General features: G+C 62.9%; 15 protein-coding genes. 9 read left to right on the top strand and 6 right to left on the bottom strand.

Features of this window, described 5'->3' with window-relative positions; genetic code table 11:
• The first annotated feature begins 551 nt into the window (after window positions 1–551).
• Both NKG99_RS01290 and NKG99_RS01285 read left to right on the top strand, forming a co-directional pair.
• Window positions 552–1262, top strand: coding sequence for a helix-turn-helix transcriptional regulator (locus NKG99_RS01290; protein WP_352654619.1), 711 nt, complete (start codon window positions 552–554; stop codon window positions 1260–1262).
• On the top strand, window positions 1259–2029 hold the full coding sequence (locus tag NKG99_RS01285) for a helix-turn-helix transcriptional regulator (RefSeq protein WP_352863414.1): 771 nt from the start codon (window positions 1259–1261) through the stop codon (window positions 2027–2029). The genes NKG99_RS01290 and NKG99_RS01285 overlap by 4 nt, the downstream gene beginning before the upstream one ends.
• A gap of 5 nt (window positions 2030–2034) precedes the next feature.
• On the opposite strand, the gene NKG99_RS01280 is transcribed toward NKG99_RS01285, so the two are convergent.
• Genes NKG99_RS01280 through motA form a run of 6 tightly spaced genes read right to left on the bottom strand, consistent with a single transcriptional unit; the run spans window position 2035 to window position 6912 of the window.
• The gene (locus NKG99_RS01280) at window positions 2035–2511 is read right to left on the bottom strand and encodes a BspJ family T4SS effector nucleomodulin (protein ID WP_352863412.1); all 477 of its coding nucleotides are present in this window, start codon (window positions 2509–2511) and stop codon (window positions 2035–2037) included.
• Window positions 2508–3590 (bottom strand): flagellar biosynthesis protein FlhB, encoded by a 1083-nt coding sequence (flhB, locus tag NKG99_RS01275; RefSeq protein ID WP_352863410.1) that lies wholly within the window; start codon window positions 3588–3590, stop codon window positions 2508–2510. Before flhB ends, NKG99_RS01280 begins: the two co-directional genes overlap by 4 nt.
• Window positions 3591–3599: 9 nt before the next feature.
• Window positions 3600–4610, bottom strand: coding sequence for a flagellar motor switch protein FliG (locus NKG99_RS01270; protein ID WP_352863408.1), 1011 nt, complete (start codon window positions 4608–4610; stop codon window positions 3600–3602).
• 43 nt (window positions 4611–4653) lie between these two features.
• Entirely contained in the window at window positions 4654–5040 is a 387-nt protein-coding gene (gene fliN, locus NKG99_RS01265) for a flagellar motor switch protein FliN (protein ID WP_352863406.1), read from the bottom strand.
• Window positions 5041–5056: 16 nt separating this feature from the next.
• The gene (locus NKG99_RS01260) at window positions 5057–6004 is read right to left on the bottom strand and encodes a FliM/FliN family flagellar motor switch protein (RefSeq protein ID WP_352863404.1); all 948 of its coding nucleotides are present in this window, start codon (window positions 6002–6004) and stop codon (window positions 5057–5059) included.
• A 32-nt stretch (window positions 6005–6036) separates the two neighbouring features.
• A complete protein-coding gene (gene motA, locus NKG99_RS01255; RefSeq protein ID WP_352863402.1) occupies window positions 6037–6912 on the bottom strand; it encodes a flagellar motor stator protein MotA in 876 nt (291 codons plus the stop codon).
• Between the two features lie 147 nt (window positions 6913–7059).
• On the opposite strand from motA, the gene NKG99_RS01250 reads away from it, so the two are divergent.
• The 7 genes from NKG99_RS01250 (at window position 7060) to fliE (ending at window position 12295) form a co-directional block, all read left to right on the top strand.
• Window positions 7060–8181, top strand: a complete 1122-nt coding sequence (locus tag NKG99_RS01250) for a DUF1217 domain-containing protein (RefSeq protein WP_352863400.1) — start codon at window positions 7060–7062, stop codon at window positions 8179–8181.
• 7 nt (window positions 8182–8188) lie between these two features.
• Complete coding sequence (flgF, locus tag NKG99_RS01245) at window positions 8189–8911, top strand: flagellar basal-body rod protein FlgF (protein ID WP_352863398.1); 723 nt, start codon at window positions 8189–8191, stop codon at window positions 8909–8911.
• 3 nt (window positions 8912–8914) lie between these two features.
• Window positions 8915–10318, top strand: coding sequence for a flagellar protein export ATPase FliI (gene fliI, locus NKG99_RS01240; RefSeq protein ID WP_352863396.1), 1404 nt, complete (start codon window positions 8915–8917; stop codon window positions 10316–10318).
• A complete protein-coding gene (locus tag NKG99_RS01235; protein ID WP_352863394.1) occupies window positions 10305–11090 on the top strand; it encodes a hypothetical protein in 786 nt (261 codons plus the stop codon). Before fliI ends, NKG99_RS01235 begins: the two co-directional genes overlap by 14 nt.
• Window positions 11091–11169: 79 nt before the next feature.
• Window positions 11170–11550 (top strand): flagellar basal body rod protein FlgB, encoded by a 381-nt coding sequence (gene flgB / locus NKG99_RS01230; RefSeq protein ID WP_023761682.1) that lies wholly within the window; start codon window positions 11170–11172, stop codon window positions 11548–11550.
• A 2-nt stretch (window positions 11551–11552) separates the two neighbouring features.
• On the top strand, window positions 11553–11969 hold the full coding sequence (gene flgC / locus NKG99_RS01225) for a flagellar basal body rod protein FlgC (RefSeq protein ID WP_352863392.1): 417 nt from the start codon (window positions 11553–11555) through the stop codon (window positions 11967–11969).
• Window positions 11969–12295: a flagellar hook-basal body complex protein FliE gene (gene fliE / locus NKG99_RS01220; protein ID WP_352863390.1), complete on the top strand. Its 327-nt coding sequence runs from the start codon at window positions 11969–11971 to the stop codon at window positions 12293–12295. The genes flgC and fliE overlap by 1 nt, the downstream gene beginning before the upstream one ends.
• The last annotated feature ends 3 nt before the right edge of the window (window positions 12296–12298 follow it).

Genomic DNA, 12298 nt, shown 5'->3' with positions numbered 1-12298 from the left:
TGAGCTCGGCCGTTGGCCGCGCAATGAACCGATCAGTTGGCGTAAATCTATGCTCCGCGCCAATGCCTATTGCCCAGAAGCGCAAGTCATCTTGCCCAGTCCGATCCAAAGGACGCCCATCCTTGCGGATCGCCGAAAACTTATCGGAAACGATCGGTCTTCGATACGGCGGTGTTGCAAACACGGTTCGGTCTTTTCGCGTCGACTTTTCAGGGGCGTGAGGGCGGCGAAAGCGGTTTGAATCCGCCTCTGAGTCGCACGCGAGTCCCCAGATTCGATTTTGTCAAATCGCGTTTGATGTCGGATTCAACTGCGGGTAGATTAGACCCGAATCAGCCGGTCCTCGGGGGGCGCGGCGACCACCCAAAGTCTCTTGTTCCGGAGCTTTTCCGGCACCAGACGCGGACGGCTTCGCGTTCCCTGAATGGATTCGAATCTGGTGGGCGCAGCCCTGCGCCAAGCGTGTGTCTTCAAAGTAATGCGTATTCGGGTTCGGTGGCTGGCTTCCAGCAACCGGATAGCAGAAACGATTCCGGCCAAAAGCAACAAGAATGAGCAGTCCCGCCGCGCTACTTCAATCCGACACATTGGGCTCGCGCCTGACGTCGCGCGGCGATCTGACCAGCTTTTTCATGCAACTGACAGCCGAGATCGGCGCCGACAGCTATATGCTGGTCGCCATCGTCCACGACCAGGACCGCAACGATGCGCGCATCGTCTCGTCCAATTGGATTTTCGACGCCATCGAACTGACCGGCAAGCGGCTGATCGCCGGGCTTGCACAAGGTGCGCTCACCGTTGCGCCCGGTATCCGCCCGATCGCCCTGGTGGCATCCCAGGCACCCGAGACTGACGGATTGATCACCGGTGAGGAAGCGCGCCTTCTCGACGTGCTTGGCCATGCCGAGATCTATTCGCTGCGCCTCAATGTCGGCCGCCAGCGCCTGTTCGCCTTGTTTTCGGCAGCGACAGCCGGCAGCATCGACCAGCCGGCGCTGATGAGGGCACAGCTGAAATGCTGCTATGCGCTCTCGCACATCCCGCAACTGATTGCCGCCGCCGCGATGCAGGATCCGCTGTCGGATCGCGAGCGCGAATGCCTGTTCTGGGTCTCCGAGGGCAAGACCACCGACGAGGTCGCCGTCATCCTTGGCGTCTCCTCCAACACCGTCAACAGCTACATCACCCACGCCATCCAGAAATTCGCGGCCAGCAACCGCGCGATGGCAATCGCCACGGCGATCAGGAGCGGCATCATTTGAAACACGTCGACATCAAGGAGGCTGCCGAAGCCCTTTTCAACGAGCAGCGCAATCCGTTCGGCGCCTTTTCGCTCGGCTCCGAAACCCATCACGCCGTCACCATTCCCGATGCCGTGCGCCGCTGCCGCTGGATCTCCGTCGACATCAACGCATCGGCCTTTGGCCTGTTCTTCGTCAGCCCCTCGCCCGAACGCGCACGGCTCGTCCCTTGCCTTGATTCCGACTACCCCGGCATTGCGGCGGCGACGAAATTCATTTCAGGCGCCAATGGCGAGGAGATCGTGCGCCACACCCGCATCTCGACGGAACCGCGCTGGTGGTCGGATGACGGCGTCGCCGCCATGGCGGAGATGTTCGGCAATCTCGCCTGGACCGAGCAGATGGCGCCGCTGGCGCCCGGCACCAGCGGCATCGCCTTTCCGGTCCACGCCGATCGTGGGCAGTGCGGCCTCGTCGTTTTCATGGGCCCGGAGATCTCCTTGCCGCAGGACGCGCTCTACGAGATCCACGCCCGTTGCTTCTCGCTATTCGCTGCCGTCGCCCGCATCCGCCCTAGCGATGCCGGCAGGATGCGTGCGATCTCCAAGCGCGAACTCGAATGCCTGAAGCTGACCGCCAACGGCAACACCAGCGAGGAGATCGCCAGGCTGCTGAAACTGTCGGTACACACCGCCAACCAGTATCTGACCCAGTCGACCCAGAAGCTGAATGCGGTCAACCGCAACCAGGCCGTTGCCAAGGCGCTGCGGCTGGGGCTTATTGAATAAGGCAACTATAGGATTGGCCAGCGGCTGTCGGAAGCGATCGATGTTCCGAGAAAGGCCAGCGGCTCGGCCTTGCGGATACGCGCCTGCTCGATGACCGTCTCGAGCAAGGCCGTGTTGTGCTCCGGGTCTTCGCCCGGCTTCTCGAACGACACGTAGTTGACCACCACCGAAGCGCCGTTCTCGCTCAGCGTCAGCTGGAAATAGACGGTGACCCCAGGCGGCCTCAACTCCAGATCAAGCACGATGCGCGGGCTGCCGGTCCAGTCGACATGCGCCTCGCCGCCATGGCCGAGCCGCAGTGTGCCTGGCATGAAGAACAGCTCTACCGCTGAATCGACCAGATCCGACAGGCACGCGAAATGCTCCAGTCGGATGAAGGCGATATAGTCGGCTACATCGATCAGCCTCAGTTCTCCCACCACTTGCTCGATGGCACTGGCGACGATGATCTCGCGGGATTTTGCGTGCGGTTGACGGTTCATGAAATCTGTCTGCGCTCAGCCTTTTTCGAGTAGACGATCCGCACCAGTTCGGCGACGGCCTGGTAGAATTGCGATGGGATCACACTATCGACCGAAACTTGCTTGTACATGGAGCGGGCGAGCGCCACGTCCTCGAAGATCGGGATGTTGTTTTCGCGTGCGATCTCGCGGATTTTCAGCGCCACTAGATCCTGCCCCTTGGCCAACACCATTGGTGCCGAGTCCTCGTCGCGCACGTATTTCAACGCGATCGAAAAGTGCGTCGGGTTGGCGATGATAAGCGTCGCGCGCGGCACCGCCGTCATCATCCGCTTGCGCGCCCGGTCGCGCGCCAGCGAGCGCAGTCGCGACTTGACGATCGGGTCACCCTCGGATTGCTTGAACTCGTCCTTGACCTCCTGCTTGCTCATGCGCAGATCCTGCTTCCAGTGGAAGCGCGACCAGACGATGTCGACTGCCGCGATCAGCCCCATGACGAAGACGATCGCCACCAGGATGTCGACGGCAATGCCGCGGATGACGAGTCCGAAAGCGACCGGATTGGTGATCATGCCGGCGAGCAGCTTGCGGTGGTCTTCCGACAGAGTGAAGCTCAGCACGACGACGGCAAAGCCAACCTTGCCTAGTGACTTCAGGAACTCGACCCAGCCCTGAATGCCGAACAGCCTGTTCCACCCCTTGGGGATCGAGATGCGCGAGAGTTGCGGCCGCACCCGCTCGCCGACGAACTGCGGCATGTTCTGGAACACCGAGGCGCCGACACCGGCGACGGTCAGCAGCACGAACAGGCTGATGACGGCCCGGCCCACCTCGAAAATAACAGTCTTGTAGAGCGCGATGACGTCCGTCTCGGTGTCCATCGGCCAGGCTTCCGGCTTCTCCAGGAACATCGACAGGAACATGCCGAGATCGATGACGGCGTCCTTGGCGTAGAAGACGGTGAACACCAGTATGGCAACGAACGATGCAAGAAGCGCCGTTTCTCGCGAATGGGGCAGTTTGCCCTGTTCGATAGTGTCGCGGATCTTCTTTTCCGTCGCCTCTTCGGTTTTCGAATCCTTGTCGACCGCGTCAGCCATGGCGCGGCCTTAGGCGGCGTCTTGGGTCGACGGAAGTTCGAAGGCGCCTTCGCGCGACAGCCGGATCGTCGTCGTCACGATCGTCTTGCGTGCTGCTGTTATATCGGCGAGAGGAACCCCTTCCGAACCTTGTCCGAGTTCGGCTTCGATCATGCGCCGCGACCGCGCGCCGATCGCCGACAGAACGGATTCGGCAAGTCCCGCCTGCGAGCCGCGCAAGGCCAGCGTGATCAGTTCGGCCGACAGCCCGTCGAACAGCAGCACCCGCGCTTTCTGGGCGAGCAACGGCAGGTCGTCGAAGGCGAACAGGCGGGCCCGCACACCATCGAGGTCGGGTGTGCCGGCGGCTTCCAGATCCTGCATGACCTCCTCCAGCAGCGGCTTGTCCAGTTCGTTGAGGACGCTGGCGACACGCGCCTGCCCGGCAGAAGTGTCCTTGGTCGAGGTTTCCGCCAGCACGCTGGTGCGCAGCCGGTTTTCGACGATCTTGCTGGCGGCGTCCGGAACATTGGCCATCGTCACCATGCGCTTGATGATTTCGCCACGCATCGGCTTGGTCAACGTCAGCAGCACGCTTGCCGCCACCTGCGGCGCCAGTTTCGACAGCACCATGGCCGCGGTCTGCGGATGCTCGCCGGCCAGGAAGGCGCCAAGCCGCGCCGGTTCGAGCTTTTCGAGCTCGGGCCAGATCGGCGGCGGGCCTTCCGGAGCGACCTCGAATCTCTTGTCGCCCATGATCGCGCTCATCTCTTCAGGCGACAGCGACTCATTGAGGATGGTGTCCATCCTGTCGGCGGAATCGAGCAATCCCGCCCCTTCGGTGAACTCGGCCTCGAACTCGGCGACGATGCGCTCAAGATCGCTTTGCGGAATCGTCCGCAGCAGACGGGCGCCCTCGATCAGCGCCTTCAGTTCTTCCTGCTTGAAGAATTTCAACAGGCGGCTGGCCGACGGCTTGCCCATCGCCACCAGTATGGCGGCTGCCTTCTGCGCGCGGGTCAAGGTCACCGGCGTCGTCATGCCACCCGCCTCCGCTGCCACCGGCAAGCTCCGCAACCCATGTCTAGGCGCCCTTCGTGCCAGCGATGATTTCGGTCAGCCTGATGCCGAAGCGCGACGGATCGCTTTCCAGCACGGTGATCTCGCCGCGCGCGATCTTGCGGCCGTTGACCACGACGTCGACAGGTTCGCCGATACGGCGATTGAGCGCCACCGTCGACCCCTTCTGCAGCGCCATCAGGTCGGAGACCGGCATCTCGGTGCTGCCGAGGATGATCTGAACTTCGACGGGGATGTTCATGATGACGCTTGAATTGGCGCCGGAGGCGGCCCTGAACGCCGCATCCGGGCGTTGTTCCTCTTCGTGCAGGACCCCGCGCAATTCTTCGATGGCACGGTCGAGTTGTTCGTCCGGCTGGTCGAGGTCGGCTTCCACCTTGGTCTTGGCCATGAATTGTCTCCAGTGCTCAGGCGCGTCCGGCGGCAGCCGGCATCAGCCCGTCGATAAAATCCTGCCCGGCATCGAAGGGATGCTTGATTCGGACGGTATAATTCTGTCCCAGTTTGCCGAATTCGCAGACGAACAGCGTCTGGCCGCGGGCACTGAGACGCGCCTGTGATTGCGCTGTTTCCTCGAATTCGATGATCTGGCCGACGTCGAAGTCGGCGACATCGCCGAGCGTCAGCCGGGCCAGCGGCATGGTGGCTTCGAGCGCTACCATTGAGCGCATCACCTCTTCCGAAAAGCGCGCGCGCCAGCTGGCGTTTTGATCGTTCTCACTGACGGCGGCAACGCTGTCCCGACCGGCCAGCACGATACGCTGCGGCATCGTCACGGTGATGCTGCCGCTGTCGGCCGGCGTCGAGATGCCGAGGACGATGCGCAGTGCGGCCCCGTCGCGCAGCACGTGTCGCTTGGCCTCCATGCCAGACATCGCCCGCGGCGCCGGAAGCCGTAGCTCAAGCGAGCGCCGACCGGATCCGTTCAGCGCCTGCGCGACCTGCTGAAACACCATCGTCGAGACGTCGGTCTCGATCGGCGACAGGTCACGCTCGATCGGTGACACCGGCATATCCGGATCGCCCCCAAACAGCGTCGAGACCATGATGGCGATCGCCGCGCCATCGATGACGAAGGTCACCGCATCTGACGACGCTGGCGAGGCAACGACGGTCATCGCGAAATTCTCACCGGCGCGGGAACGCGCCTCGGGAACGCGGCTGATCTCGATCGCTTTGAGATCGACAATGACCGGAACGCCAAGCTCGCCGGTCAGGCTTTTCTGCAGCAGCGGCACGGCGCGCTCGGCCATGGCGCGGCCTGCATCGATGATCTGCGCGGCCTCGCCGCTGTCACCGACGAGCCGCTCGATGATCAGCGAGCGTGCTTCCGATGGGCTGCCCGGACTGGTCATGGCGATGCTGGGACCGATCTGTCACGCATCGTTCAGGCGGCCTTCTTTTCGACGGCGCCGGTGTTCATCGTGCTCTGCTCGACGGCGTCGATCGTTGGTCGTTCGTAGGACGAGATGGTCTTGCGGCCGAACTCGATCGCCACCTGCGGCAGAGCGCCGTTCATGTAGGCCAGCAGCGTCTGCTTGACGATGGTATAGAGGCGGTTCTTCTTCTCGCGCACCGTCTTGATCTTGGTGGCGATCGGCCCGACCACCGCATAGGACAGGAAGATGCCGAGGAAAGTGCCGACCAGGGCCGCGCCGATCAGGCCGCCCAGGATTTCCGGCGACTGATCGAGCGCGCCCATCGCCTTGACCACCCCAAGAACGGCGGCGACGATGCCGAGCGCAGGCAAGCCATCGCCAACCGCGATCAGCGCGTGATAGGCCTTCATCTTGTCGGATTTGATGGTCTGGATTTCCTCGTCCATCAGCGCCTCGATCTCATGCGAGCGGGCATTGCCGATGATGATGATGCGACAGTAGTCGCAGATGAAATGCGTCAGATCATGATTCTTGAGCACGGTCGGGAATGCCTGGAAGATCGCCGATTCCTCGGGATTATCGATATGGGCTTCGACCTCGCTGCGCGATTTCGAGCGCAGCTCGCGCATCAGTGAGTGCAGCACGCCGAGCGTTTCGAGATAGTCCCGCTCCTTCGGCACCGCCTGCTTGAAGGCTTCGAGGATGGCCTTGCCGGTGTCCTTGACCGTCTTCATCGGGTTGGCAACGAGGAAGGTGCCGAGCGCAGCACCGCAGATGACCACGGCTTCCCACGGCTGCACCAGCACGTGAAGATGGCCGCCCATGGCCATGAAGCCGCCAAGGACGCAGCCGAGCGTCACCACAAGTCCAATCAGAATGCCCACAAGAGGTCCTTCCGCATTTCACATCAGGAGCAAGGGATAGCCCCCGTGCCTTGTGTGAGGCTTGAATCGAAGCCGCCGGATCCGATTCAGTTTCGCGCAAGGAAGTGGGGATATTGTCCTGTCATAGCTTCGGCCGGAGGCGCGTCTTTGCTCAATACATTTACCAGCTACCAGCTCATCACCAAGGACATTTCAAAGTCGCTCGACAGGATCGAGCAGCAGCCCGTGGTCGATCGCGACACCAAATATTATCTGGACAACATCACCAAGGTGAAATCGATCGACGATTTCGTCAAAAATGACCGTTTGTTCAAATATGCCATGAAGGCATACGGGCTCGAGGACATGGACTACGCCAAGGCCTTTATGGTCAAGGCACTCAAGGAGGGCGTCTCCGATCCCGACAGCTTCGCCAACAAGCTGACCGACAAACGTTACGCCGAATTCGTCAGCGCCTTCAATTTCGCCGCCAACGGCGCCGATGCGACCATCTATAACAAGACACAGCAGATGGTGACCAAGAACTACGCCACGCAAGCGAAAATCGCCGGCCTCGATCCGAATTCGGCCTATGTGAAAGGCGAGACGACATACTATCTCGCCAACATCACCAAGGTGAAGTCGATCGACGACCTGATGTCGAATAACCGGCTCTACACATACGCACTGGCTTCATTCGGCCTCGATTCGATGACGAAGGACAAGGATCTCATCAAGCGGGTTCTGCAGGGTGGCGTCCGCGATCCCGACAGCGTTGCCAACAAGATGACGGACAAGACCTACGCGGCACTTGCTTCCGCCTTCAATTTCGAAGCCTATGGTGCGAACGCCACCACCATCAATCCGGCGCAGCAGCCGACCGTCGACAAATACATGCGCCAGACCCTCGAAGAGGATGCCGGCCAGACCAACCAGGGCGTGCGGCTGGCGCTTTATTTCGACCGCAAGGCGCCGACCATCACCAGTTGGTACGACGTGCTGGCCGACACCGCGCTTGCCAGCGTCGTGCGCACCGTGCTCGGCCTGCCCGATTCCTTCGCCACCGCCGATGTCGACAAGCAGGCGCAGCTGTTCGAGCAGAAACTCGACATCTCGGATTTCTCCGATCCCGAGAAGCTCGGCAAGTTCCTGACGCGCTTCACCAGCATGTACGAGATCAACAACCCGACGTCATCGGCCGTCACCTCGGTCAGCGTGCTGTTTGCCCAGCCGATCACGGTCGGCATCTCCACCGACCTGATGATGGCCATGCAGAAACTGAGGTTCTGAGAGCATCATGCGGGACAGCCTTTACGTCGCCCTTTCCTCGCAGATCGCGCTCGAGCGCCGCCTCGACACGATCGCCGACAACGTCGCCAACGCCTCGACGATCGGCTTTCGCGCCACCGGCGTGAAGTTCGAGGACGTCGTGTCCGGCACCGGATCGAAATCGGTGTCCTTTGCCTCCCCTGGCAAGACCTATCTTTCCGGCGCTCACGGTGCCTTGAGCGAGACCGGAAATCCGTTCGATTTCGCCATCCAGGGCGATGCCTGGTTCGCCATCGACACGCCTGTCGGCACCGTCATGACCCGCGACGGGCGCTTTTCGATGAACGAGAACGGCGAGCTGATGTCGATCGAGGGCCACGCTGTGCTCGATGCCGGCGGCTCACCGATCCAGCTCGACCCCCGCAACGGCCCGCCCAAGGCCGGGGCCGACGGTTCGCTGCGCCAGAACGATCAGCTTGTCGGCTCCATCGGTCTCTACAATTTCGATCCGGGCGAAAATTTCGTCCGCTACGGCAATTCCGGCATCGTTCCGGCGCGCACGCCAGAGCCTGTTACCGATCGCTCCGATATCGGCATCGCCCAGGGGTTTCTCGAAGAATCCAACGTCAATCCGGTGCTGGAGATCACCCGACTGATCATGGTCCAGCGCGCCTTCGAGAACACCGCCGCCCTGATGCGGCAGACCGACTCCTCCACCGACGAGGCGATCAAGACGCTCGGCTCGAAGTAACCCATGTCGCTCGACCAGCCATCCCTGCGCGCACCTGAAAGACAGCTCCAGCCGGCGCCGGAAGACCGGCTTGTCGCTCTGGAACGGGTCTGGCGGCGTTTCGCCGACACCGAGGCGCTGCTCAAGCGCGGCGGCCGCGTCACCGAAGTCACGCCCACGCACTACAAGGTGCACGGCCTTTCCGACTTCGCCAGGCTGGGCGACATCGTCGAGCAGCGCGGTCATGCCGGCGCCCGCCGCGGCGAGATCGTCAAGATCAGCCGCGATGAGGTCGTCGTGGCCCCCTTCGAACGCAGCGCCGACGCTGGCATCGGCGATGCCGTGTTCCGCCGCGGTCCGCTCGCGGTGGCGCCGCATGCCTCGTGGCGCGGACGCACCATCGACGCGCTGACCCAGGCGATCGATGGCGGCACGCCCCTGGTCAGGGGCGATGACGCATCGATCGGCGCCCAGACGACGCCCGGCGCCATGGCGCGGCAGCGTGTCGGCACCGCCTTCATGACCGGGGTCAAGGTCATCGACATCTTCACGCCGCTCTGCTTCGGCCAGCGCCTCGGCATCTTCGCCGGCTCCGGCGTCGGCAAGTCGACGCTGCTCGCCATGCTTGCGGGCGCCGATGCGTTCGACACCGTCGTCGTGGCGCTCATCGGCGAACGCGGCCGCGAAGTGCGCGAATTCCTCGAGGACACGATCGGCGACAGCATGGCCAAAACCGTCGCCATCGTCGCCACCAGCGACGAGAGCGCCATGATGCGCCGGCGCGCGCCGGACACCGCCATGCGCATCGCCGAACATTTTCGCGACCAGGGGCACCGCGTGCTCCTGGTGCTGGACTCGATCACCCGCTTCGCCCACGCGCTGCGCGAGGTGGCGACGGGAACCGGCGAGCCGCCGGTCGCCCGTGGCTATCCGGCCTCGGTGTTCACCGAGCTACCCAAGCTGCTCGAGCGCGCCGGGCCAGGCGCGGAAGGCAAAGGCTCGATCACCGCCATCATCTCCGTGCTGGTCGACGGCGACGATCACAACGACCCGGTCGCCGATTCCGTGCGCGGCATCCTCGACGGTCACGTCGTGCTCGACCGCACGATCGCCGAACAGGGCCGCTACCCGCCCGTCAATCCGCTGTCGTCCATTTCGCGGCTGGCCGGCAAGGCCTGGAGCACCGAACAGCGCGCGCTGGTGACAAGGCTGAAGTCGATGATCTCGCGCTTCGAGGACACGCGCGATATCCGCCTGCTGGGCGCCTATCAGGGCGGCGTCGATGCCGAACTCGATATTGCCGTGCGCAAAGTGCCGCTGATCTACGAGGCACTGACGCAAGCGCCGACGGACCGCCCCTCAGCCGATCCATTCTCCGACCTCGCCCGCCACCTCAAGAGCAAGCTGAACGCCGATGCCGGAGACTGAACGCGAATATACAGAGCGCATCCTGCGCGACATGATCGCCGAAGCCAATGCCGCGGAAGAAGCCCGAGCTGACGAAGCGAGAGCCGCCAAGGCAAAGGCTGCCCGTGCCATAGCCGCCAAAGCCGAGGCCGTTCTGGCCAAGGCCGCCGAGCCCGCTTTGCCCCGAGCGCCCCGGGCGCAGGCCGCCGAGATGACGCAGGCCAGCCGCGACTCGCTGATCGATGGGCTGTTCCCACTCAACGAGTGGCCGCGGCCACCGAAGGCGGTGTTTCCCAGGTTGAAAAAAGAGTCCAGCCGGCGCAGCGATCTCGTCATTGCCGCGCTCGGCATCACGCTCGGGCTGATCTGCGCCCTGTTTCCGTGGTACATCTTCTTCAACCAGGACCAGTTTGGCGTCCAGGCGATCAAGTTCGGCGGCACCGGCACCAATTCGGGGCGGGCGGGCGGCGGCGTGGTCGCCCAACGCAGCGCGCCGCTGACAGCGAAGGACGTTCCCGCGGCCGATCTCGATCTGCTCGCCACGGGAACGGTGCAGGACGATGCCAATCCCGCGCCGGCACCCGACGATCAACCTTTTCCGGCCGACGCCGCGAAATTTCGCCTGGTCCATGTCGCCAATGGCCGCGCCATGATCGAGGACGATGCCGGCCTCTGGATCGTCCAACGCGGCTCGATACTCCCGGATTCCAGCCAGGTGTCTTCCATCGAGCAGCGCAAAGGCAAATGGGTCATGGTCACCAGCACCGATCAGGTGATCGAGCTTTCGCGATAAAGCTCTCCGGTCTCTGGTCATTCGCAAGGCCCGCGCAAGACTCGCGGCCTAGTCTCTGAGCACCTGCCCGGAGATTCCCATGGAGCCCGTTTCCCTTTTCGACCTCGCCGCCAAGCAAGCCCAGTGGCTGGCCGTGCGCCAGTCCGCCGTCGCCGGCAACATCGCAAACGCCAACACGCCGGGCTACACGGCGAACGATGTCGAGCCGTTCGAAAAGGTGCTCGATCGCACAGCCGTATCGCTTCAGGCCACGCAGGCCGGTCATCTAGGCAACGCGGCGACCAATGCCGGCTTCACCATCAAGCCGCAGGAAGATGACGGCGTTATCATGCCATCCAAGAACTCGGTCGTGCTAGAAGACCAGTTGATGAAGGCCGGCGAGGTGCGCCGCTCCTTCGAACTCAACACGGCGATCGTCAAGGCGTTCCATTCCATGATGATGATGGCGGTTAAGAGCTGACCATGGACGCGCTCACCGCAGCCCTCAAAGTCGCAGCATCCGGGCTCGGCGCTCAGTCGGAGCGGCTGCGCGTCGTTTCCGAAAACCTAGCCAACGCTCAGTCGACCGGAACCGCGCCCGGCTCCGACCCCTATCGCCGCAAGACCATCAGCTTCGTCTCCGAACTCGACCGGACCTCCGGCAGCTCGACGGTTGCGGTGAACTCGATCGATCGTGATCCCAGCGACTTTCCAATCGAGTTCCAGCCCGGCAACGAGGCCGCCGACGAGAAGGGCTACGTCAAGATGCCCAACGTCAACGTGCTGATCGAAATGGCCGACATGACCGAGGCCAACCGCTCCTACGAGGCCAACCTTCAAGTCGTCAAGCAGGCCCGCGACCTGATTTCCATGACCATCGACCTGATGAGGAACCAGTAATGATCAGCGGTATCGGAGCGCTTCAGTTCAAGCCGTCGATCGGCGGCGACGACGCGGTGACAAGCCTGCTCCAGGGCGGCGCGACACCTTCGGCCGGCGGCAACATCGGCACCTCCTTCGCCGAAGCGTTGAGCCATGCCGCCTCCAAGACCGTCAACACGATGCAGAACGCCGAGCAGGTGTCGATACAGGCGCTCAAGGGTGACGCCGACACCCGTCAGGTGGTCGACGCCGTGATGAGCGCGCAGCAGGCGCTTCAGACCGCCGTCGCCATCCGCGACAAGGTGGTTTCCGCCTATCTCGAAGTCAGTCGAATGGGCATCTGAGGA

This window comes from Mesorhizobium sp. M1409, assembly GCF_040317535.1.
Taxonomy (GTDB): Bacteria; Pseudomonadota; Alphaproteobacteria; order Rhizobiales; family Rhizobiaceae; genus Mesorhizobium.
Note: the sequence above shows the minus strand (reverse complement) of the source record. Positions and strands in the feature narration are given on the sequence as shown.